The 23,507-nt window shown below is 54.7% G+C and carries 19 protein-coding genes and 2 pseudogenes; 8 read left to right on the top strand and 13 right to left on the bottom strand.

What is annotated here, in order from left to right:
* The first annotated feature begins 258 nt into the window (after positions 1-258).
* Positions 259-2,136 (top strand): glucan biosynthesis protein, encoded by a 1,878-nt coding sequence (locus RGW60_RS20890; RefSeq protein WP_322206376.1) that lies wholly within the window; start codon positions 259-261, stop codon positions 2,134-2,136.
* A complete protein-coding gene (gene mdoH / locus RGW60_RS20895) occupies positions 2,129-4,705 on the top strand; it encodes a glucans biosynthesis glucosyltransferase MdoH (protein WP_322206377.1) in 2,577 nt (858 codons plus the stop codon). The genes RGW60_RS20890 and mdoH overlap by 8 nt, the downstream gene beginning before the upstream one ends.
* A gap of 140 nt (positions 4,706-4,845) precedes the next feature.
* On the opposite strand, the gene RGW60_RS20900 is transcribed toward mdoH, so the two are convergent.
* The 12 genes and pseudogenes from RGW60_RS20900 to ubiE form a co-directional block, all read right to left on the bottom strand.
* Positions 4,846-6,786, bottom strand: coding sequence for a methyl-accepting chemotaxis protein (locus tag RGW60_RS20900; protein WP_322206378.1), 1,941 nt, complete (start codon positions 6,784-6,786; stop codon positions 4,846-4,848).
* Positions 6,787-6,959: 173 nt separating this feature from the next.
* Positions 6,960-7,823, bottom strand: a complete 864-nt coding sequence (locus RGW60_RS23880; RefSeq protein ID WP_416194849.1) for a methyl-accepting chemotaxis protein — start codon at positions 7,821-7,823, stop codon at positions 6,960-6,962.
* Positions 7,818-8,876, bottom strand: a pseudogene (locus tag RGW60_RS23885) (methyl-accepting chemotaxis protein); the annotation flags it as partial. The pseudogene RGW60_RS23885 and the gene RGW60_RS23880, both read right to left, overlap by 6 nt.
* A 95-nt stretch (positions 8,877-8,971) precedes the next feature.
* On the bottom strand, positions 8,972-9,679 hold the full coding sequence (locus RGW60_RS20910) for a 16S rRNA (uracil(1498)-N(3))-methyltransferase (RefSeq protein ID WP_322206380.1): 708 nt from the start codon (positions 9,677-9,679) through the stop codon (positions 8,972-8,974).
* Entirely contained in the window at positions 9,676-10,473 is a 798-nt protein-coding gene (gene tatC / locus RGW60_RS20915) for a twin-arginine translocase subunit TatC (RefSeq protein WP_322206382.1), read from the bottom strand. Before tatC ends, RGW60_RS20910 begins: the two co-directional genes overlap by 4 nt.
* Positions 10,470-10,976: a Sec-independent protein translocase protein TatB gene (tatB, locus tag RGW60_RS20920; protein WP_322206383.1), complete on the bottom strand. Its 507-nt coding sequence runs from the start codon at positions 10,974-10,976 to the stop codon at positions 10,470-10,472. Before tatB ends, tatC begins: the two co-directional genes overlap by 4 nt.
* A gap of 10 nt (positions 10,977-10,986) precedes the next feature.
* Positions 10,987-11,253 carry a twin-arginine translocase TatA/TatE family subunit gene (locus RGW60_RS20925; protein ID WP_322206384.1) on the bottom strand — a complete coding sequence of 89 codons (267 nt, stop codon included), beginning with the start codon at positions 11,251-11,253 and terminating at the stop codon, positions 10,987-10,989.
* Between the two features lie 29 nt (positions 11,254-11,282).
* Complete coding sequence (locus RGW60_RS20930; RefSeq protein ID WP_322206385.1) at positions 11,283-11,615, bottom strand: phosphoribosyl-ATP diphosphatase; 333 nt, start codon at positions 11,613-11,615, stop codon at positions 11,283-11,285.
* Positions 11,608-12,009 carry a phosphoribosyl-AMP cyclohydrolase gene (hisI, locus tag RGW60_RS20935; protein ID WP_322206386.1) on the bottom strand — a complete coding sequence of 134 codons (402 nt, stop codon included), beginning with the start codon at positions 12,007-12,009 and terminating at the stop codon, positions 11,608-11,610. Before hisI ends, RGW60_RS20930 begins: the two co-directional genes overlap by 8 nt.
* 60 nt (positions 12,010-12,069) lie before the next feature.
* Positions 12,070-13,701 (bottom strand): ubiquinone biosynthesis regulatory protein kinase UbiB, encoded by a 1,632-nt coding sequence (gene ubiB, locus RGW60_RS20940; RefSeq protein ID WP_322206387.1) that lies wholly within the window; start codon positions 13,699-13,701, stop codon positions 12,070-12,072.
* Positions 13,698-14,321 (bottom strand): ubiquinone biosynthesis accessory factor UbiJ, encoded by a 624-nt coding sequence (locus RGW60_RS20945; RefSeq protein ID WP_322206388.1) that lies wholly within the window; start codon positions 14,319-14,321, stop codon positions 13,698-13,700. Before RGW60_RS20945 ends, ubiB begins: the two co-directional genes overlap by 4 nt.
* Positions 14,321-15,091 carry a bifunctional demethylmenaquinone methyltransferase/2-methoxy-6-polyprenyl-1,4-benzoquinol methylase UbiE gene (gene ubiE / locus RGW60_RS20950; protein ID WP_322167222.1) on the bottom strand — a complete coding sequence of 257 codons (771 nt, stop codon included), beginning with the start codon at positions 15,089-15,091 and terminating at the stop codon, positions 14,321-14,323. The genes RGW60_RS20945 and ubiE overlap by 1 nt, the downstream gene beginning before the upstream one ends.
* A 155-nt stretch (positions 15,092-15,246) precedes the next feature.
* On the opposite strand from ubiE, the gene RGW60_RS20955 reads away from it, so the two are divergent.
* The 6 genes and pseudogenes from RGW60_RS20955 (at position 15,247) to RGW60_RS20980 (ending at position 22,678) form a co-directional block, all read left to right on the top strand.
* Positions 15,247-15,522, top strand: a complete 276-nt coding sequence (locus tag RGW60_RS20955) for a polyhydroxyalkanoic acid system family protein (RefSeq protein ID WP_322206389.1) — start codon at positions 15,247-15,249, stop codon at positions 15,520-15,522.
* 215 nt (positions 15,523-15,737) lie between these two features.
* On the top strand, positions 15,738-16,163 hold the full coding sequence (locus tag RGW60_RS20960; RefSeq protein ID WP_322206390.1) for a phasin family protein: 426 nt from the start codon (positions 15,738-15,740) through the stop codon (positions 16,161-16,163).
* Between the two features lie 10 nt (positions 16,164-16,173).
* Positions 16,174-16,947, top strand: a complete 774-nt coding sequence (locus tag RGW60_RS20965; RefSeq protein ID WP_322206391.1) for a phasin family protein — start codon at positions 16,174-16,176, stop codon at positions 16,945-16,947.
* A gap of 183 nt (positions 16,948-17,130) precedes the next feature.
* Positions 17,131-19,236 (top strand): annotated as a pseudogene (tssI, locus tag RGW60_RS20970) (type VI secretion system tip protein TssI/VgrG).
* A 526-nt stretch (positions 19,237-19,762) separates the two neighbouring features.
* Positions 19,763-21,814, top strand: coding sequence for a hypothetical protein (locus RGW60_RS20975; RefSeq protein ID WP_322206392.1), 2,052 nt, complete (start codon positions 19,763-19,765; stop codon positions 21,812-21,814).
* 450 nt (positions 21,815-22,264) lie between these two features.
* Positions 22,265-22,678, top strand: a complete 414-nt coding sequence (locus RGW60_RS20980; protein WP_322206393.1) for a hypothetical protein — start codon at positions 22,265-22,267, stop codon at positions 22,676-22,678.
* Positions 22,679-22,819: 141 nt separating this feature from the next.
* On the opposite strand, the gene RGW60_RS20985 is transcribed toward RGW60_RS20980, so the two are convergent.
* On the bottom strand, positions 22,820-23,434 hold the full coding sequence (locus RGW60_RS20985) for a TetR/AcrR family transcriptional regulator (RefSeq protein WP_322206394.1): 615 nt from the start codon (positions 23,432-23,434) through the stop codon (positions 22,820-22,822).
* Between the last annotated feature and the right edge of the window lie 73 nt (positions 23,435-23,507).

Raw genomic sequence — 23,507 nt, forward strand, 5'->3', positions numbered from 1 at the left:
GTTTACCGTGAAGCGTCCGGATTAATTAGATGGAAAAGCGAGAAATAGTTCATCGGACCTGATGCGTTGTAGCGCGGGCTACTAGATAATCGCGCGCTACGGGGATCAACGTTCGTTGGCCCAATGATATAGCCAGAGGCTAGTCCGTCGCCGTGTAGGGAATCATTACGCCCTTTCGGAGTCGGAACAATGCTCGCCAATTCGCCATGTGATAGCAGGCTGTTGGTTTTTTGATCTGTTTTTCGGCGAGGGTTGCTCGTGATTGTTAGTCCCTGTATTGCTCCAATGACATTTGCTAAACGTTCGCGCAGTGCTCTGCTGGCTGGCTCGGCACTGATCTGTTTGCTCAGTTCAAGTTCGCTTTGGGCGTTCGATCTGGAAGATGTCGCGGCTAAGGCTAAAGACCTTGCCGGACAAAAATTTGAAGCACCCAAGAGCAATCTGCCCAACGAATTCCGCGACATGAAGTTCGCCGATTATCAGAAAATTCGTTTCATTGAAGCCAAGGGCCTGTGGGCTGGGGAGAAGACGCCATTCAAAGTGTCCTTCTACCATCAAGGTATGCACTTCGATACACCGGTCAAAATTAACGAAGTTACTGCTTCTGATGTTCAGGAAATCAAGTACGACCCGAGTCATTTTGATTTCGGTGACTTGAAATTTGACCCTAAGGCTACCGAGAAACTCGGTTACGCCGGCTTTCGTGTGCTGTACCCGATTAACAAAGACGACAAGAACGACGAAATCATGACGATGCTGGGCGCGAGTTACTTCCGCGTGATCGGCAAGGGTCAGGTTTATGGTCTGTCTGCACGCGGCATGGCCATCGACACTGCCATGCCATCAGGTGAGGAGTTCCCGCGGTTCACCGAATTCTGGATTGAGCGTCCAAACCCGGATGACAATCACCTTGTCATCTACGCACTGCTGGATTCGCCACGTGCTACAGGTGCTTATCAACTGACCCTGCGTCCAGGCACCAATACGTTGGTTGATGTTAAGAGCCGTATGTTCTTGCGTGAAAAGGTTGGCAAACTGGGTGTAGCCCCGCTGACCAGCATGTTCCTGTTCGGTGCCAATCAACCGTCCAAAGTACTCAATTACCGTCGTGAACTGCATGACTCCAGCGGTTTGTCGATTCAGGCCGCCAATGGCGAGTGGATCTGGCGTCCGCTGAACAATCCCAAACACCTTGCTGTCAGCAACTTCTCAGTCGAGAACCCGCGCGGCTTCGGTCTGCTTCAACGTGGCCGTAACTTTAGCCACTACGAAGACCTTGATGATCGTTACGACAAGCGCCCAAGTGCCTGGATCGAGCCGAAAGGTGACTGGGGCAAAGGCACTGTGGATCTGGTAGAAATTCCTACCGCAGACGAAACCAACGACAACATCGTTGCGTTCTGGAAGCCGGCTGTCGTCGCCGACCCGGGCCAACCGATGGACTTCAACTATCGCATTCACTGGACCATGGATGAGAACTCGATCCATTCGCCGGACTTGGGCTGGGTTAAACAAACCCTGCGCTCTACGGGCGACGTCAAGCAATCAAACCTTGTTCGTCAGCCTGACGGCAGCGTCGCGTTCCTGGTCGACTTCGAAGGTCCAGTGCTCACCAAGTTAGGTGAAGATCCGGCAATTCGTAGCCAAGTGACCACGGACGACAACACCGATCTGGTGGAAAACAATCTCCGGTATAACCCGGTGACTAAAGGCTGGCGCTTGACGTTGCGACTCAAGGCCAAAGACACCAACAAGTCGATCGATATGAAGGCCTACCTACTGCGCGAAGTGCCTGCCGAGCCGGGTAAAGAGCCTGCCCTCATCGCTGAAAAAGCAGATAAAAAAGTCCAAAAGAAGGCCGATATCAAGCCTGTTCCTACTGCGAAAGAAGAGAAAGGCGACACAGCCAAAACTGACGCAGCCAAGCCTGCCGATTCGACTAAACTCGCTGATGCAAAGGCCGACCCTACCAAGGCTGGTACTGCAAAAACCGACGTAGTGAAAGCTGATGCGGCGAAAGATATGAAACAAGCCCCGCAGCCTGCTACAGAAGCTTTACCAACTAATCCGGAGCCAGCCAAGAGCATACAAGTCTTGACTGAGACTTGGAGCTACCAGTTGCCCGCCGATGAGTAAGTCCCAAACCGTGCCAGTGTCTCTAACCGAGTATCTGGCGCATTTGCCCATGAAAGATGCGCAGCGGGCGGAACTCGCTGACTGCGCGTCTTTCGCCGAACTGCATGAGCGTCTTTCCATGCAGCCGGTTGCAGATGTTGCCAATGCCGCCCAGGCATCTGTTGGTCGCCGCCTGACATTGACCACCGCTGACGAACTGGAAGAGGCAGAAATGCTTGTTCTCGATGCCAGCGGGAGGGTTTGCCTCAAGGCAACCCCCCCGATTCGTCGAACCAAAGTGGTTCCCGAGCCGTGGCGCACCAACATTCTGGTGCGTGCCTGGCGGCGGATGACCGGGCGCACCAATATTCCGGACCCTCCACAACGCGAGTTGCCTCAGGCCCGCTGGCGGTTCGTAGGCTCGCTTCGCCGCTACATTTTGCTGGTGCTGATGCTGGGTCAAACTATCGTCGCCAGCTTCTACATGAAAGGGATCATGCCTTACCAAGGCTGGTCGTTCGTGTCGTGGGAAGAAGTCTCGGGTCAGTCATTGACCCAAACGGTGTGGCAAGTGCTGCCTTACGCCTTGCAAACGAGTATTTTGTTGCTGTTTGGAATTTTGTTCTGCTGGGTATCGGCGGGTTTCTGGACGGCGCTGATGGGCTTTCTGGAACTGCTGACCGGGCATGATAAATACCGTATCTCGGGCGCTAGCGCAGGTGACGAGCCGATTGAAAAAAGTGCCCGAACGGCCCTTGTGATGCCGATTTGCAACGAAGACGTCGCTCGGGTTTTCGCCGGTCTGCGCGCTACGTTCGAGTCGGTCGCTGCCACTGGCGATCTGGATCGTTTTGACTTCTTCGTGCTTAGTGACACTAACGACACGGATATCGCGGTGGCCGAGCAACAGTCCTGGCTTGACGTGTGTCGCGAAACCAATGGCTTCGGCAAGATTTTTTACCGCCGTCGCCGCCGTCGTGTGAAACGTAAAAGCGGCAACCTCGACGACTTCTGCCGTCGTTGGGGCGGCGAATATCGCTACATGGTCGTACTGGATGCCGACAGCGTCATGAGCGGTGAATGCCTGACCAGTCTGGTGCGTTTGATGGAAGCCACGCCAGACGCCGGCATCATCCAGACCGCGCCACGGGCGTCGGGCATGGACACGCTTTATGCGCGCATGCAGCAATTCGCTACGCGGGTCTACGGTCCGCTGTTTACGGCTGGTTTGCATTTCTGGCAGCTGGGTGAGTCCCACTATTGGGGTCACAACGCCATCATCCGCATGAAACCGTTTATCGAGCACTGTGCCTTGGCACCATTGCCTGGTAAAGGCGCGTTTGCCGGTGCGATTTTGTCCCACGACTTCGTCGAAGCTGCACTGATGCGTCGTGCCGGATGGGGAGTATGGATTGCCTACGATTTGCCTGGCAGCTATGAAGAATTGCCGCCTAACCTGTTGGATGAACTCAAGCGCGACCGTCGTTGGTGCCACGGCAACCTGATGAACTTCCGGTTGTTTCTGGTCAAAGGCATGCACCCGGTTCACCGTGCCGTATTTTTGACCGGCGTGATGTCGTACTTGTCGGCGCCGCTTTGGTTCTTCTTTTTGGTGCTCTCAACCGCGTTGCTGGCAGTCAATACGTTGATGGAACCGCAGTATTTCATGGCGCCCCGGCAACTCTATCCGCTATGGCCACAATGGCACCCGGACAAGGCAGTTGCGCTGTTTTCGACCACTATCGTGCTGTTGTTCTTGCCTAAGCTGCTGAGCATTATCTTGATCTGGGCTAAGGGCTCGGTGGGTTTCGGCGGTCGCATTAAAGTTACGCTGTCGATGCTCATGGAAATGTTCTTCTCGGTGCTGTTGGCACCGGTGCGGATGTTGTTCCATACCCGTTTTGTAATGGCCGCGTTTCTGGGCTGGGCGGCAACATGGGACTCGCCGCAACGTGATGATGGTTCTACTTCGTGGCTCGAAGCGACCAAACGCCACGGTCCACAGACATTGCTGGGTGCTTGCTGGGCTGTGTTGGTGGCGTCGCTCAACCCAAGCTTCCTCTGGTGGTTGGCACCTATCGTCGGGTCACTTATGTTGTCGATTCCGGTCTCGGTGATTTCCAGCCGAGTAACTCTTGGCCTCAAGGCGCGGGACGAAAAGCTTTTTCTTATTCCTGAAGAATATGCGCCACCCCAAGAGCTCATCGCGACTGATAAGTACAACCATGAAAACCGTTGGCATGCATTGAAACAGGGCTTCATTCGGGCCGTAGTCGATCCGCAGCAGAACGCTTTGGCGTGTGCCTTGGCCACGTCGCGGCATTTGCAGTCGGAGCCGGTTGAATGGACGCGCATTGAACGTGTTCGTCAGGCAATGAAGGTCGGTCCAGATAACCTTACTAACCAGGAGCGTTTGATGCTGCTGAGCGATCCGGTTGCGCTGGCGCGTCTGCATGAGCAAGTCTGGAGCGAAGGTCATACCGAATGGCTGGCGGCATGGCGCGAGTCAATCGCTGCCGATCCACATGCGCCGTTGTTGCCCCTGCAACCTGTTGCTCACTCCCTTGAGCCGCTTCTGGTTAACGCCTGATAACGCCCAAGCAGGAAATAAAAACGCCGTTGAGTTCATCTTCAACGGCGTTTTTTTATGTATTTTCCCTATAGGAGCCAGCGTGTTGGCGAGAGTCCGACGCGGTTCGTCTGAGTGACCGCCTTGCTAAGCATGGGCTCCTACACCCGAAAACGGCTCAACAGTCCCTGCAGATGATTACCCAATCGTGCCAGTTCGATACTGGAGACGGCGGTCTCCTCGCTGGCCGCCGCAGTTTGTTCAGAGATGTCGCGCACGTTCAAAACACTGCGGGTGATTTCCTCGGCCACGGCGGTTTGTTGCTCTCCGGCAGTCGCTATCTGCTGGTTCATGCTTTGAATCGTCGACACCGTGCGAGTGATTTGCTCCAGGGCACGGCCGGCTTGACGGCTCAACTCCACGCTGTTGTCGGTCAGGACGCGGCTGTTGTCGAGGGAGGACGCAACTTGTTGCGTGCCGTTCTGCAAGGCGGCAATCAATTCTTCAATTTCTTCTGTGGACTGCTGGGTGCGTTGCGCCAGGCTGCGCACTTCGTCAGCCACCACCGCGAATCCGCGCCCGGCTTCTCCCGCCCGCGCGGCCTCGATAGCCGCATTCAACGCCAATAGATTGGTTTGTTGCGATACCGATTTAATCACATCCAGTACGCTTCCAATTTTGTCGCTTTCGGTCTTGAGCTGAGCCATCGCGTGGGTTGAATGACCCACTTCGGTAGCCAGCAGTTCAATTTGGCTAATCGCTTCGGCCACCACTTTATCCCCCTCACGCGCTTGTTGATCGGCCTGGGTGGCCGCGTGGGAAGCCTCTTCAGCGTTGCGCGCGACCTCCATGACCGTGGCAGTCATCTGGTTCATCGCAGTGGCGACCTGATCGGTTTCGTCCTTCTGAGTGGTCACGCCGACGTTAGTCTGCTCCGTTACCGCAGACAGTTGCTCAGCCGCACTGGCGATTTGGGTCACGCCGTCGCCTATTCCGCCGATCAACTCACGCAGGCTTAAGATCATTTGTTGCATGCTGGTTTGCAATTGGCCCATTTCATCACTGCGTTCAATGATCACGTCGTGGCTGAGGTCACCATTAGCGATACGGCCCGCCGCTATCAGGGTTTGCTGTAAGGGCACAATGATCTGTTGAGTCATCAACCAAGCGGCGCAAAGACCAAGCACCAACGCCAGGCTGGCGACACTGACGAGCATGGTCCGCGCCCGGGCAGCTTCGGTGTCACGTTGGCTCACTTGCCTGCTGCTCAGCTCGGCGCTGGCGGCGAGCAGCTTGTCGCCCAAGGCTTCCATCGTTTCCTGCGCGGCCTCGGTTTTGACCTGCATCTCTTTGAAGTCGCCGAGTCGGGCGCGATAATCCTGCAGCGTTTGACTAGCCAGCTGCAGCCCGCCAACAGTCGAGTCCGCTTGGTCTTCGGCTATCTGGCTGACCTCTTTGATTGCTTCATCGATGGCAGTAAGTGCCGCCAACTCATAGCTCTCCTGGCCGCTGAAGGTATAGGCCTGCACCTGATAGCGGGCCATTTGGATTTGCTGGCGTAATTGCGAAATATTAGTGAACTCTTCCAGTCGGTCGCTACTGTCCTGCTCTTGACTGACTGCTTTTAAGACGTCGGTTTCTACCCGCGCCACGGTTTGCATGGCGTGCTCGGATTGTTTTTCGAGCAGGGCTCGGGTGCTTTCGCGCTCTTGAATAGTCTGGCCCAGATGCTCGAATGTGCTTTCGAACGTGCGCACGTTTGCGCTCTGATCGGACAGCAATGTCAGGCTTTCGGGATCGTCGATAGCCTTGCGCAACGCATCGAGTTGCGCTTCGAGTTCATTAAGACGCTTAACGACTGCGGTGGCGGATTGCGGCGTGTTTTCTAGGCGAAAGGCAGTTCGTTCGATGCGTAAGTCTTTGGTGGCACTGCTCAATTGCCCAATCGCAGACAGCGATTCCGAGCGTTCGACCATGGTATCCAGACCGTGCCAACCGGTCAGAGTAATTATCAGTGTCAACAGTAAAACCAGGCCAAAGCCCATTGCGAGTTTGAGTTTGACGCCGGTATTGCCAAGCATTTGGGACAAGGATCGGAACATGAGAAATTCATCCTGTGATGACGACGAGAAGTCGGCGAAACAGTGTTTCGCCTTGTTCAGCGCATCGGCAGGAGGTGGAGTCGCGCGACCTGAATCGGTTGTAGGAAAAATCTGAACATTCAGAAGCAGGCCCAAGGAGCCCGTGTTTACCGGCGCCTCGGCAGCGGTATGTTCTAGACCTTGAACTTACCGACCAGTGATTGCAGCTGATTACCCAAGCGTGCCAGTTCGACGCTGGAGGCTGCGGTTTCCTTACTGGCGGCGGACGTTTGATCAGACACGTCGCGCACGTTGAGCACGCTGCGGTTAATTTCTTCGGCCGTGGCGCTCTGCTGTTCGGCGGCTGCGGCAATTTGCAGGTTCATGGACTGGATCGCCGAAACCGTGCGCGTGATGTTTCCCAGCGAGCTGCCGGCGCGACGGGTCAACTCCACGCTACTGACGGTTAGTTCGCGGCTCTTGTCCATAATTGTTGCTACTTGCCGAGTACCGGTCTGCAAGCTGATGATCAGTTCCTCGATTTCTTCGGTGGACTTCTGCGTGCGCTGGGCGAGACTGCGTACTTCATCGGCCACCACTGCGAAGCCTCGTCCCGCTTCGCCCGCGCGTGCGGCCTCAATGGCAGCGTTGAGCGCTAGCAGATTGGTTTGCTGCGCAACGGCTTTGATTACGTCGAGTACGCTGCCGATCTTGTCACTTTCGCGTTTGAGTTCGCCCATCGCCTCGGTTGAGTTGCCGACTTCGCCAGCCAAAAGTTCGATCTGGGCGATGGCTTCGTTGACCACTCGGTCACCTTCGCGGGCTTGTTGATCAGCGGCTACAGCGGCTTCGGACGCTTCTTCAGCGTTACGCGCGACTTCTTGAACCGTGGCGGTCATTTCGTGCATCGCGGTGGCCACTTGATCGGTTTCAAGCTTTTGACTATCGACACCCGCGTTGGTTTTTTTGGTCACGGTCGACAGCTGCTCGGCAGCGTTGGCGATCTTGGTCACGCCCTCGCTGATGCCACCTACTAATGCCCTTAGACCCAGCGTCATCTGCTGAATGGAGCTTTGTAACTGGCCTAGTTCATCGCGACGTTCGACTTGCAAATCATGGCTCAAGTCACCTGAAGCAACTCGCTCCACGACTTTGAGTGTCTGTAGCAGCGGTACCACGATTTGGCGAGTAATGGCCCAAGCCGAGATCACCCCAAACAGGAGCGCGAGTAACGTGGCGAGGCTAAGCGTGGACCGCGCTTGAGCACTGTCGGCGTCGCGTCGGGCATTTTGCGAGGCGGCCAGCTGAGTGCTGAACGCTTGCAGGCGTTTTCCCTGGACGGCCATTTTGTCCAACGCTTGGTTGCTCAGCATTTGGGCATCACGGTATTGGCCTACCGCATCACGGTACGCTTTGAGCGCATCGCTGGCGTCTTTAAGTCTGCTCAGGTACTCAGACGGTATCGAGCCCGGTAGGCTATTAAGACCCACTAATGCCTCATCGATTGCTGCAGTGGCGCTCTTCTCGAATTCCGGTTTGCCGCTGTAGGTGTAGCCCAGCACCTGAAAGCGCGCTTGCTGTATTAGCTTGCTCAAGTACACCACATTGTTGAACTCAAGGATGCTATCGCCCTGCAGCAGCGACTCTTCAATGCCGGAAACGGTCTTCACCGCTTGGTCAGCAGTAATACCAAGATGAGTGCGGCTGGCTTCGCGCGTCTGAATGGCATGGGTCATTTCACTGAAGGCCCGTCGATACAGGCTGTTTGCATCGGCCTGTTCGTCGAGTGTTTTTTGATCAGTTGGCGTTTCTATCAATACGCGCGCGTGGGAAATTTCTTGCTCAATTTGATCAAGCGCATCGGTAACTTCCTTCGCGGATTCCGTGCTGAACAACCTCTCATAGTTCAACCGTGCAATGCGCAAGTTAGTGGTCAAGTCAGTGAGTCGAATGATCGACGCCAGCTTGTCGCCCCGATCAATCAGCGTCGACACGCTAAACCAGCCAGTCAGGGTGATCAGTATCGTTAGCACTAACACCGTGCCGAAGCCGATAGCCAGTTTCAGGCTAACGCTTACGTTTCCCAGGTTTCGTACTAGCCAACGGTACATGACATTTCCTCGACGTTTAGTTGTTATAGATGTGGTTGTCTATCGGCGGAAGATTCGGGAACTGTAGTGTTGAATTATCGTCGGTCCGGTCAGGTTTAAAACAGGCGGGCGAGGAGCGCGGTAACAGCGGTCTCGACGCGCAAGATACGTTCGCCTAGTTGCACGGGTTGAAGTCCTGCTTTGCCTAGTAGATCAACTTCGTAAGGGATCCAACCACCCTCTGGGCCAATGGCAAGCGTCACCGGTTGAGTGATGCCGCGTGGGCATGCTGGGTAGTCGCCGGGGTGACCGACCAGTCCCAGCGTTCCTTCAACCCATTGCGGTAAACGGTCTTCAACAAACGGTTTGAAGCGTTTTTCGATGATGATCTCGGGCAGCACGCTGTCGCGGGCTTGCTCCAAACCGAGGATCAGTTGTTCACGGATGGCTTCGGGTTTGAGGAAGGGGGTTTGCCAAAAGCTTTTTTCTACCCGATAGCTGTTGAGCAAAATCACCCGTGGCACGCCCATCGTGGCGACGGTCTGGAACACGCGGCGCAGCATTTTCGGTCTTGGCAGGGCCAGCAGCAGGGTCAGTGACAATTTGGCTGGTGGCGTGCGATCAAGGCTGATTTGCAGCTCCGCTTCGTGATTTTCCAGTCGCAGCACTTCAGCTGACCCTAACAAACCGCCGATTCGCCCTACGCGCAGCGTGTCACCCACCACTGCGCGATGCACCTCTTGCATGTGCTTGAGCCGACGGTCGCGCAACACGACCCGATCAGCCGAAATAAAGTCGGCGTCTTCGAGTAACAGCACGTTCACGGCTGGGGTGCTGGCGGCTGGTCTTGCTTGTCTTCGTCGGGCTGGTCATCTGGGTGATCGCCGCGTTTGACGATCAAACCGCTGCACAGCAGGCCTATTTCGAACAGCAGCCACATCGGCACGGCAAGCAAGGTCTGCGAGAAGATGTCCGGCGGGGTCAAAATCATGCCGACGACAAAGCAGCCAATGACCACGTATGGACGCATTTTTTTCAGGTATTTGACGTCGACAATACCGATCCACACCAGCAGCACTACGGCCACTGGAATCTCGAACGCAACGCCGAACGCGAGGAACAGCGTCATGACAAAGTCTAGATAACTGGCAATGTCGGTCATCATCGAGACGCCTTCTGGCGTCACGCTGGCGAAGAAGTGGAAAATCAGCGGGAATACCAGGAAGTACGCGAACGCCATGCCTGAATAGAACAGGATGATGCTCGACACCAGCAATGGCACGGCGACGCGCTTTTCATGTTTGTACAGTCCTGGCGCAATGAAGCCCCAGATCTGGTGCAGGATCACCGGCATCGCCAAGAACAGCGAGCACATCATGGTCAGCTTGAATGGGGTCAGGAACGGCGAGGCCACATCGGTGGCAATCATCGTCGCCCCTTCAGGCAAGTAAACCCGCAGCGGTGCGGAAACTAACGTGTAGATCTTCTGGGTGAAGGTGAACAACCCGCCGAAGATCAAGAAAATCGCCAAGACGCAACGCAGCAGGCGCGTCCGCAATTCAGTGAGATGTGAGATCAGCGGCATCTGCTGATCGTTTTCCGGGATTTCTGCGCTCATGGGGCTCGCGGTGGCAAAGTTGGATCGTTGGCGGAAGGTTCGCTTGGAACCGGGCTCACGTGTACAGCCGGGGTTGGCGTCGCTGTCGTCACTGGCGTGTCATGCTCAGGAACGATTTTGGCGGCATCGGGCGTGCCTAACGGTGCGGCAGTCAAGGGTGCGGCTGCTAACGAGGCGGTCGGCGGGGCAATAGTGTGCGCCTCAACCGTTGGACTGATCGTCGCGACCGGTTCGGCCTGTATTTGCTGCGGAGATTGCAGCGGCGCGAATATTTTCTTAGCCTCTTCTTCCAACGACATAATGTGCTCGTTGTGTAGCTGGCGACGAATCTCATCGGCCCCGATTTCGCGCTCAACTTCCTGCTTGATCGCGTTGAAGCTGCGTTTCAGCCGCCCCACCCACAGGCCCGCCGTACGCGCCGCACCGGGCAGGCGCTCTGGCCCTAGAACCAACAAGGCGACGAGACCGACAAGCAGCAGTTCAGAGAAGCTGATACCAAACATTCAACACGACCTAGTCTTTACGGATGGGCTCTTCGACTTTGTGCGCTTGCACGTCGATGGTGTGAGGCTCATGCAATGTGGATGCTTGAGGCGGCTGCATTGGTTGCACTGGTGGCTGCGGCTCTGCGGGCTTGGATTCTTCATCATTCATGGCTTTGCGAAAGCCCTTGATCGTCTCGCCGACGTCCGAGCCCAGGTTTTTGAGCTTTTTGGTGCCGAATACCAGCACGACGACCACCAAAATAATGATCCAGTGTTTCCAGTCAAAAATGCCCATGAAACATTCCTCTTGATAGTGATGCGTGTTTAATCGGCTGAGCGTGCGGCTTTTTCCGCGTGTCCGGACAATCCAAAACGGCGATCCAGCTCATCCAACACTGCCTGGGGGTGCTGGCCTAAGGCGGCGAGCATAACCATGCTGTGAAACCACAGGTCTGCGGTTTCGTAAATGACATCGCTGCAATCACCGCTTACGGCGGCATCTTTAGCTGCGATTATGGTTTCGACCGATTCTTCACCGACCTTTTCCAGAATCTTGTTCAAGCCCTTGTGATACAAGCTGGCGACATAAGAGCTGTCAGCTGCTGCGCCTTTGCGTGATTCAAGTACCTCGGCCAGGCGGGCCAGAGTGTCATTCATGTGTGTGTCCTGCCTGATAGATGGCGTGAGGGTCTTTTATAACCGGGTCGACGACTTTCCAGCCGGCGTCTTCATAGACGCGGTAAAAACAGCTTTCACGCCCCGTGTGACAGGCGATGTCACCAACCTGTTCAACCATTAGAATCAACACGTCAGCGTCGCAATCAAGACGCAGTTCATGAAGTATCTGTACATGTCCCGATTCTTCACCTTTGCGCCAGAGTTTGCCACGGGAACGCGACCAGTAAATGGCTCGATTCTCGGCGATGGTCAAACTGAGGGCTTCGCGGTTCATCCAGGCCATCATCAGCACGCGGCCGGTTTTGTAATGTTGGGCGATTGCAGGCACCAGGTCGTCGCGGTCCCACTTTATGTCGTCTAGCCAGTCTTTCATTGTCGACTCCGGCAGCCCGGCGCATTGGCCCGGCGGGTTGGATAGTGTGCCAGTTGCGGGCTATCGACGCACGACCAGATACAAGCCGGCGACCAGCATCGTCCACGCGGGCCAGGCGGCCAATGCTAGCATTGCGCTGCCGCCGGTCGTCAGGGTCGAGGCCAACACCGCGCCGCCTGCCAACAACACCGCGCCGAGCAGCCTTAGCGCCCAGCCATCCCCGCTCCGTGTAGGTCGCTCGCGCCAAGGCGCAGGCGGGTCGAAAGCGTGGGGCTGAGACATACGCTCGAGCAGGTCACGGGTCATGCCCGCCAAGTGCGGTATCTGCTCGACCTGCGATTGAAGGTTATGCAGTAAGGTTTTTGGGCTGACGCGTTCACGCATCCAACGCTCCAGAAACGGTTGTGCGGTTTTCCATAGATCCAGTTCCGGGTACAGCTGTCGGCCTAAGCCTTCAATGTTGAGCAGAGTTTTTTGCAGTAGCACCAGTTGCGGCTGGACTTCCATATTGAAACGACGTGCGGTCTGGAACAAGCGCATAAGAACCTGGCCGAACGAAATATCCTTCAGCGGTTTCTCGAAAATCGGCTCGCACACAGTTCGAATCGCGGCTTCGAATTCATTGAGTTTAGTCTCCGCCGGCACCCATCCAGAGTCGATGTGCAATTGCGCCACGCGCCGATAGTCGCGTTTGAAGAACGCAAACAAATTGCGCGCCAAGTAGTCCTGATCCTCGGGGGTCAAGCTGCCGACGATGCCACAGTCAATAGCAATGTATTGTGGGCTCCATGGATTTACGGTGCTGACGAAAATGTTGCCGGGATGCATGTCAGCGTGAAAGAAGCTGTCGCGAAACACCTGAGTGAAGAAAATTTCAACCCCGCGCTCGGCCAGTAATTTCATGTCGGTGCGTTGATCGGCCAAGGTAGCCAGATCGGTGACTTGAACTCCGTAGATCCGCTCCATCACCAGCACTTTCGGGCGGCACCAGTCCCAATAAACTTGTGGCACGTATAGCAGCGCCGAGCCTTCGAAGTTGCGCTTGAGCTGGCTCGAGTTGGCTGCTTCGCGTAACAGGTCGAGTTCGTCGTAGATGGTTTTTTCGTAGTCGCTGACCACGTCTACCGGATGCAGTAAGCGCGCGTCGGCCGAAAGCCGCTCGGCAATTCGCGCCAAAATGAACAGCCACGCCAGGTCTTGGCTGATGATCGGTTTCAGGCCGGGTCGCACAACCTTGACCACCACCTCTTCACCGGTTTTAAGTCGCGCAGCGTGAACTTGCGCCACCGACGCTGAGGCTAGCGGTGCGACGTCGAAGCGACTGAACACGGCGCTGATTTTAGCGCCTAGCTGTTGCTCGATCAGGTCAACTGCTTGCTGAGAGTCGAAAGGTGGCACCCGGTCCTGTAGACGCATCAACTCGTCGGCAATGTCTTCTGGAAGCAGATCGCGGCGGGTAGAGAGCAATTGACCGAACTTGATGAAGATCGGCCCGAGGTCTTGTAAGGCCAAACGCAAGCGCGCGCCTCGGCTCAGCTTCAGGGTTCTGCGCGGGAACCAACGCCACGGCATGACGTAGCGCAAGGCAAGCATCCACCATGGCAGCGGTAGCGCGAAGAGTAAGTCATCAAGACGGTAGCGGATAACCACGCGTTGGATACGAAATAAACGGCGGACGGCGAGCAGCTTCATGCGTTATCGCTGGGTTTGAGGAGGAGGGCAAGGCGCTCGAAACGCGCCTCGAGACGTTCAAGGTCTTGCTTGGTTTGGTCTAATTCGGCAAAGCGCGCTTGGGCTTCGCGGTGACCGACTAATGTGCGTGACTCTTCATTAAGGTAGTCGGCAAGGTTGTGCGTCAGGTTTGTCACGCTGTCGCGGGTCCAGCGAGCACTATTACGCAGGTGGCCGTTGAGTAGCGGGCTGGCAATAGGACCGAGCCAGCGCGAGAGTTCGTACTCCCAATCCAGTTCAAGGTCTTGCAACACGCCGACCAACTCCAGCAGCACCGCGCTGTCGCCGTCCAACTCAACGTCGGGTCCATGCAGCACGGCGGTTTTATCCTGGGTCATCGCCAAGCGCAGCAGCGTCGATGCTGGTGCCCGAAGGGTGCAGTCGGCTGCGGCTTCCCAATGGGTTGCCAGCATCAAACCTTCGTTGCTGGGCAAAATGAACAGCGACAACGAGGGACTACGGCAATCGACCGCAATCACTTTGCCCGTCAGACGTGCCAGACGTGGCAAGGCGGTGCTATCCATCCGTAGCACACGGTTGATGCCGTGTTCGACGCTAGCGAGCAAGCCCCTGAGTATCATCAGGGCTTGATGCCACGATGCAGGGCAACAATGCCTGCGGTCATGTTGTGATACGTCACACGATCAAAGCCGGCTTCTACCATCATCGATTTAAGGGTTTCCTGATTCGGATGCATGCGAATCGACTCTGCCAGATAGCGGTAACTTTCCGAGTCGTTGGTAATCAACTTGCCCATCAACGGCATGAAAGCAAACGAGTACGCGTCGTAGGCTTTGGACATCAGCTTGTTAGTCGGTTTGGAAAATTCCAGGACTAAAAGGCGACCACCGGGTTTGAGCACCCGAAGCATCGAGCGCAGCGCGTCTTCTTTATGGGTCACGTTTCGCAAGCCGAACGCGATGGTCACGCAGTCAAAATGATTGTCGGGGAACGGCAGTTTTTCCGCGTCTGCCTGGACGAACTTGACGTTGCCGGCCACGCCCAGATCAAGCAACCGGTCGCGACCGACCTTAAGCATCGAGGCATTGATGTCGGCCAACACGACTTCGCCTGTCGGCCCGACCAAGTGTGAGAATTTTTTCGTCAGATCGCCGGTGCCACCCGCGATATCCAGCACTCGATTCCCAGTCCTGACGCCAGACAACTCGATGGCAAAACGCTTCCATAACCGGTGCATGCCACCGGACAGTAGGTCGTTCATCAGGTCGTATTTGGCCGCTACGGAGTGAAAAACCTCGGCAACCTTCTCCGCTTTCTGGCTTTCCGGCACGTTTTTGAAGCCGAAGTGAGTGGTGGGTTCGGCATCGCTGCCTTTGCGCTGATCATTCATGTCGCTGTCACCGGAAGAGAATGCCAGCCATTCTAATCCCGGAGGCTGGCTTTGTCTTGGCAAGGCTTAATGTAAGTATAGTGACGCGCCGGGACCGATTGACGCATCCGACGTTAATTAAGTGCTGGCCGAACCTATGGATACAGGAGTCTTCGATGGCCCGAATTAGCGTTGAGCGTGCCCACGACCTGGGTCGTGAGGCAGCAAAACAGAAAGCCGAAATACTGGTTAAGAAGCTGGCCGAAAAATACTCGGTAGAGCCAAAGTGGTCAGGCGATACCGTCAAACTTGCGGGTTCGGGCGTCAGCGGCACGGTAAGTGTGTTTGATGAATGGATTAAAGTTGAGGTTGAAGTCGGCTTCTTGATGTCCGCGTTCAGCGGCACGATCAAGAGTGAAATCGAAAAAGCGTTAGATAAAGTGTTGGTGTGAGCCACACCGCGTCGCCCGCTTCCCGAATAAATTCGGTCCCACAGAGTGAACTGACCCCCTGTATGAGCTAAATCATTCGCGAAGAGGCTGGCAACGGCAGTGAATATCTTTTTGCTTCAACCTAGGGTGAGCATTCTAATTTTTCTGATTACTTTGGCCTTCATGCCCGCTAAAAATTCGGGCAGTTCCTCCAACCCTTGAGCGTGAGGTGCACCATGGCCAAAGTAACCTTGAAAAAGAAAGTCGAAGCCGAACAGGCGACCGGCCTTTCCGAAGTAAAACTGTATGCCCGCAAAATTTGGCTGGCTGGCTTGGGCGCCTACTCCAAGGCTGGTTTTGAGGGCGCGGAATACGTCAAAGATCTGATCAAAACCGGTGAAGGGGTCGAGCGCGAAGGCAAGAAAGTGGTTAATGAACAGATCGAAGCGGCCAACAGTGAGATTGATACCGTAAAAAGTGAAGTGAAAGGTTTGAAGGGCGAACTCGAAGTTCAATTCGAGAAAGTCGAGCATGCTTTTGACAGTCGTGTCTCGCGGGCCTTGAATCGCTTCGGAATTGCGTCTAAACATGATGTTCAGAGGCTGTCTGCTAAGCTCGACGGGCTGACGGCATTGCTTGAACGCGTTGCGCGTAAACAATAAGGAGAGCGGGATGGCTGGCAAAAAGAAAATCGAAAAAGAAGGCAGCTCGTGGATTGGCGAGGTTGAGAAATACTCACGCCAAATCTGGCTAGCTGGTTTAGGCGCTTACTCCAAGATCAGCAATGACGGAAGTAAGCTTTTCGAAACGCTTGTGAAGGACGGCGAGAAGGCTGAAAAGCAAACCAAGAACGGCGTCGACAAGCAAGTTGACGCTGCCAAGGCAACCGCTAAAACGGCAAAATCCCGTGTCGGCGATGTCAAAGACCTGGCGATGGGCAAGTGGAGCGAGCTTGAAGGTGCGTTCGACAAGCGCCTCAATAGCGCGATTTCTCGCCTGGGTGTACCGAGCCGTAACGAAGTCAAAGCGCTGCACAGCAAGGTCGATTTGTTGACCCGGCAGATTGAGAAGTTGACGGGTGCGGCGGTGGCCCCCGCGTCGAGAGCGGCTGCGACAAAACCGGTTGTTACTAAGGCAGCGGCAAAACCTGCGGCCAAGCCAGTGGCCAAAGCACCGGCCAAAATTGCAGCGGCCAAGCCCGCCACTAAACCTGTTCCGGCTAAGCCTGTAGCTGCCAAAGCTGCAGCTAAACCGGCTGCTAAAGCAGTAACGGCCAAGGCAGCAGCAAAACCGGCAGCCGCAAAAAAGCCTCCAACGCCAAAAGCGGCAACGCCCAAGCCTGCGGCTAAACCGGCTACAACCTCAGCCCCGAGCGCTTCAACCGCCCCGGCAGCAAATCCTGCGCCAGCCACGACCCCCGCGTCGCCGCCAGCCAGCCAGTCCTGATTTTTACGGGCTGCCCAAGCCCGGCCGTGTGGCCGGGCTTTTTATTGTTTTTTGCAGTATGTCTGTAGGAAAGATCTATCTGGTAATCAGAGACGTCCTACAAGTATCCAGGCCATTCCCGATATCCGTTAATAATTTCTCTCCGCACACTTTGGTTATCTTTCCGATGAGAAGAGATTGCCAATGTCCCAGGTCACCGCCCCAACCTTCACCCTAAGCGTCAAAGGTCTCGAAGATCCTCGCTTGCAGGTATTGGCGTTTGAGGGCGCAGAAGCCGTCAGCACGCCCTACGCCATCAGCGTCGAACTGGTCAGCCGAGTGGGGGATATTGAGCTTTTAGACGTGCTGCACAAAGCGGCTTTTCTCAGCTTCGGCCCGGACGGCGAAGGTCTGCATGGGCACATCCACTCGATCCATAAAAGCAATTCCTGCGCGCGGCTGACGCACTACGTCGCGGTGCTGAAACCCTATCTGGCGTATTTGGAACACAGCAGCCACCGCCGCTCGTTCCAACAGATGAGCGTGCCCGCGATCATCCTTGAGGTATTGAAGGAGCATGGGCTGTTTGACGGCCTGGATGTGCAGTTCCACGGTGACGTGAGCCGCGCCACGCCCCGTGAGTATTGCGTGCAATACGATGAAAGCGACCTGCACTTCGTGAATCGACTGTGCGAAGAAGACGGCTGGTTTTATCGTTTCGAGCATTCGGCCGACGGCCATCGGTTGATTTTCGCCGATGACGAAGGGATGTTTCCCCATAAAGCAAAGGTGGCGCTGCCGTTCAAACCGCTTAGCGGCATGGTGCCCGAAACGTATTCGATCCATGAGTTTGGCGTGCGCTTGGCGGCGCGCACCAGCCATGTGGTGCATCGGGATTACGATTTCCAGAAAGCCGGTTCTCTACTGGAAATCTCGAGAAAACCCTGGCCGACGCAAGCCCAAGCGCAAAGGGGTGAAGTCCTGCATGTCGAGCCGAAACTTGAGCATTACGTCTATCCCGGGCATTTTCTGGAGGACGATCACGGTAAAAAACTATCCACCCACGACCTGCAACGGCATCGCACTGATTTTCAACTGGCTGATGGCACCAGCGATCAACCGCTGTTGCGCAGCGGGACGGTGATCTAGCTAGAAAAGCATCCGCAGTTCAAATGGAATAACCCGTGGGTGCTGATTTCGATCCGACACGAAGGACGTCAGCCGCAGGTGTTGGAGGAATTGGGCGCGGATGTTCCGGTCGCCGCCGGAAAAATCACTCAGGGGTATCGGAATTCCTTTACCGCCATTCCGGAAACGATCCAGTTTCGTCCCGCCCTGCGCCATCCCAAACCGCTGATCCACAGCACCCAAACCGCCAAGGTCACGGGTCCTGAAGGCGAAGAAATTCACTGCGATAAATTCGGCCGGGTGAAGGTCAAGTTTCACTGGGATCGTCTTGGGCCGGATGACGAAACCAGCAGTTGCTGGGTGCGGGTGGCATCCAGTTGGGCAGGCAATAGTCATGGCGCGGTGACCTTGCCTCGGGTCGGCATGGAAGTGTTGATTTCCTACCTGGAAGGCGACGCCGACCGGCCGGTTGTCATGGGCTGCTTGCCGAACAGCCGAAATCCCGTGCCTTACGAGTTACCGGCGAACAAAACCAAAAGCGTGTTCCGTAGCCGCAGCTCCAAGGCCAGTCAGGGCTTTAACGAAGTCTCTTTTGAAGATCGCGATGGCGCTGAGTTGGTCTACCTGCGTGCCCAACGCGACATGGAGCAACTGGTTCAGAACGACAGCCGCTTGGAAGTGCGTGGCCAGCGCTTGGAAACGATCAAGGGCAACAGCACCACCTTCATCAACGCCGAGCAGAACCTCACGGTCACCGGCGCGCGCAAAGTGCAGTTGTCAGCGGCGGATCATTTGCAAGTGGCCGGCTCCAGCCACACTCGCGTCGGTGGCGCGCTGGTCATCGAGGCTGCGCAAGAAGTACATATTTCTGGCGAGAACATCGTTATCGACGGTGGCATCACTCTGACCCTTTCAATCAATGGTCAGCATCTGGTGCTCAATCCGGCTGGAATATTTAGCAGCTCGCCGATTATATGCGGTGGAACACCTGTTCCGGGAACGCCGGCTGTGCCGTTGTCGCCGGACAACAGCGTGCCGCTAAGTACGGATGAACTGGACCGAACACACATTTATACCGGGCAAATATCGAGCGCGGATCTCGACGTGGTCCCGATAAGGCGTCCAGCAGCGTTATCCCAGCGGTCCTCTACAACCCCTAATGCCATTCCTTTCTCCAATTGATTCGCTTGGTAACTGAACCATGTCTGATTTCCAATTCCCGATTCGCAAAGCCGACGGCAGCCGTTATAAAGACGCTGACCACGTTCATCGCCTGCTCGGAAACGAACAGTCAGGCTTCTACTTGTTAGGTCAAAATCGTTATTGGCACGGAGGCATACATATCAGCGACCGTAGTGCGCCGCAGTGCGTATTCAACCAACCGGTTCGCTGTATAGCCGATGGTGAAGTAGTTGCCTACCGCTTGAACAAAGACTATTTAATTTCTCAGCTAGAACCTGAGTCAGACGCTCAGAAATTTCGGTATTCCACCTCGTTTTGCCTGGTTCGCCACACGCACAAATCGCCGTCTAATCCCGAAGACGGTCCGAACCACGGGAAGCAAAACAGCCTGGTTTTCTTCAGCCTGTACATGCACCTGTTGCCATATGACTGCTATCGGAGCGATGACCCGACTTACAAGAAAAGGGTAGAAGTTGTCATCGGCGGTTGGTCTGCGCGCAATGTGCCATTGGGTGAGCCGGGCAGTATGAAGTTGGGCGTTATTTCACCCGGAACACAGTTCGATATCGTCGAAGAGAGTGCACCGTCCAATGGCTACCGTTTCGTAAAAGGCGTCATCGTTCGGGGTCAGGTAGGGCGGCTTAAAAAAGGCGATGAAGTCTGGTTCGCGGATCAGCGCGATGGGCAAGCGATTCGTGGGGAGCATGGCCAGTTACAGTTGAAACCGGTGGCGGCACCTGCGCGGACCAAACCCAACTACTGGCAAGGTCGGGTAACCGCGAGGGTCATCAACGAAAGTGGGATGCAAATGTACTGCCCGCGCGCGAACGGCGAATTTGGCATACCGATTTCGTCAAACTGCCGTTTACCCCATGGGTACGGCTTCAGCTTCGACAGCGAAAGCACTCATCCAGTGCGGATGCAGGATGGCAGTGTTCTACCCACCGCTGAGTGCATTCCCTATAACGCCGTCATCCGCGGAGAAACGATGCCGCAGAGTTATTGGGGGTTTGTAGACGACCAGAGCATCGAACGCCTGAGTGTGGAGCCGTCTCGGCTGGACAGCGTTATCGTGCCCGGCACGCCTATTCCGATCAAAGCCGGCGATCCGATCGGTTACCTCGGTCTGTATGAAATGCCAGACGGTGCGAGTAAGAAAACCCAGCATCAAATGCACTTTGAAATATTCACCTGTGATCCGGGCCTGGACGCTTTTCTGAACAATGACGCCAAGCTTAAGCACGGCAAGCAGTACCTCGAAGTCCTAAAGTTACAACCGACTATCGTTGGACGAGACACCGAAACCGATAACCCAACTTACTTGTTTAAAGACCATATATTTGCCCTGAACTCCCTACCCATCGTTAAAGACGAGAACCGCAATGACGCCTACCAAATCACTGTCGAAGAGCGGGCCCGAACCAAAGGCAAACCCCTTCGGAGCCTCACTGCATTAATCAAAAAAGACAGCGTCAATCAAGAAGGCTCCGGTGTCAGGATCATCAGCCAATACGACTTGAACGCCATTGGTTTCAAAATCGTCGAGCAGCATGCTCAAAACAGTTTCAATCCGTTGACCCCCGAACGAATCGACAGCTTCTACGCCCATCTCCATGCCCTTGCTGACCGAAACAGCGACGGCGACGTGACCGCCGAAGAACTTCAGGAAACCCTGAAAAACCCGGAATTCAGATCCCGTTGGTCAAAACTCATCGCCTATCATCACACCGAATGGCAAACCAAATCCGATGGCGACAGATGGCAAGCATACCGAGAGCAGCTCAAAGACAATCCCACCTACCTGCGGCATGAAAGCGAACGTATCGACAACCTGGTGTTCTGGGATGACGTAGCGAAGGCAGTTGGGCTACCAGAAGATGGGCGCGTTTGGCATTTTCATCCGGTAGAGTTTGTGGCTGCACTAAGCGACAACCTCATTGACGACGACAGTTTAGATTGGTTGACGGTACCCCATGGGCAATTGACGTTTGATGTCGAAGGTAATGACGTTGCCGATCCCGCTAACGGACTTCATCGCTACTTCAGCAGAAAAGTCCACTGGCCTGGAGGCGCCTCCGGAATAACGATTGGGCGCGGCTATGATTTGGGCCATCGTCCGAATCCTGAAATTGATCTGGTGTCTGCAGGTATTGCTGAGCCACTGTTGGGTTGGTTGCTGGGGGCGAAAGGACTTAGCGGACAAGCTGCTCAAGCTTATCTAGGCGGTGCAACTGCTGGGATTAAAAATTCTGTGATATCGCGGAAACAGCAATATGAATTGTTTTTGCCGGTTTATGAATATATGAAGGCTGAGGTAGTTAGGCTTTCATCAAAATCCGATGTCGTAGGGGAATATGGGGTGGTTGATTGGGAGGAAACGCATCCTGCAATTTTGGAAATATTAGTCGATCTAAAATATCGAGGCGACTATGGATCCGGCGCTAGGATCCTAGTTCAAAGGTACGTGGTTGATAATGACTTCATAAGTTTCAAGCAGGTTTTGTCTAATAAGAAGAGCTGGAGCAATGTACCTTCAGATCGATTTAACAAACGTGTGCATTATCTGAGTGCTATATGAAAGGCGTTTGCATATTTATAATGTCGGTTTTTTTTGTTGCGAATGTGAGTTCGGCCGATTTTAAGTACGAACATGTCTTCAGGGCTGAGTCAAGCCGAATAGGCGATGTCGTTGTGAGGTACATAAAAACTTTGTCAGGAGCTTGTTTATATATAGAGGCCTTGCAATATTCAACATGGGAAGTCGTGTCAGAAAAAGCATTATGTTCCTTTGAAGGTAAGGATTTTATGAATGAGGTTTCAGATGCCTCCTTTGAGGATATTCACTTTTCGCGAGATGGCGTTCATATGGTCCTAGCTATCACGCCATTATTTACCGGCGAAGTCAGGCGGAAATGTATATTTCCTGTCATTAAAGGGAATATTGAAGACCTAGTATGCGGCACTCCAATAGTGCCGTGATTGAAGTTCGGAGCAAATAAGTTCGGCGTCTTTCCAGTATTTGAGTAATATGAAAAATACTATTATTTCTGCGTTATTATTTTTCAGTGCGACTAACGTGCTAGCAGATATTATAAAGTATGAAGATGTTTCGACAGCGGGAGCTCGTCGATTTGGCGATATTGTTGTACGGCATGTCAGGACTCTGGGGTCACCATGCTTGGACATCCAAGCTCTGAGCTGGGATTCAGAGTGGAAGGTGGTGTCAGCACGGAATTTTTGTTCGTTCGAAGGAAAATCATTCGAGACCGATGTGACGGATGCATCATTTGAAAATATTTACTTTGCTAGGGATGGCATTCAGATGGATCTAAGTCTTACGCCTTTGGCACCTACTGGCGAAACTATTAGAACCTGCTTTGTTCCGGTAAAAGACGGCCGCATTGGCGATATCGTATGTTCAGCGCCGAGACGTCCCGAATAGATGTTGACCCTCCGGGTCGTCTTTGAACCGAACTACTCCGTGTCTAAGGCATGCGAGCAAGCCGGCGTGGGACGCGGCTTGTCGGCCACACCGCTGAGCTTCGCCAATAAGTTGGCTCCTACAGTATCTTGTGAAAATCACCTACCGCTCCAAATACCGTTTTGCCCCGTCTTCAACCGCCTCCCTCGACCCCGCAATCAAATGCGGCGCCACCAGCATCATGATCTGATAAACCACCACCCGAACTTGCCCTTCCTTACCCAAGATCCGCTGGTAATCCAGCGAGAACAGCAGGGTCATGCTGATTTGTTCGAGCAGTTGCCCCAGTGCTTGGGTGTCGCTGACCATTTGCCCTTGAGCTTTTAGCTGGGCGAGCAACGACGCCAATGTGCGCTTGAGGGCGTTGAGCAAGTTGCGGATGCCGCGTGCCAGTTTTGGCAGGCGACCGGCGAGGTTGGACAGGTCTTGGAACAAGAAGCGGTAGTGCGACAAATGTTCGACGATCAAGTGCAGGAATAGCCAATAATCTTCCGGCGCCAACTGTGCGTTGGCCGGAGGATAGAGCAGGGGGGTGAGTTCGGCTTGAAAGCGCTCGAACAGGTCCAGCACTAACGGTTCCTTACCGTGAAAGTGGTAGTAGAGATTTCCAGGGCTGATGCCCATTTCGTTGGCAATCCCCAAGGTCGAAACGTTGGGTTCACCCTGTTGATTGAACAGGTACAGGGCACAATCAAGGATACGGTCGCGGGTTTTCATCCAGTCTTCTTGTTTAAAGGGATCTTGGTTTGAAATGCTTCTCTGGAGCCAACTTGTTGGCGAGGCTTGATGT

It is taken from the genome of Pseudomonas sp. AB6 (assembly GCF_034314105.1).
In the GTDB taxonomy this organism is placed as follows: Bacteria; Pseudomonadota; Gammaproteobacteria; order Pseudomonadales; family Pseudomonadaceae; genus Aquipseudomonas.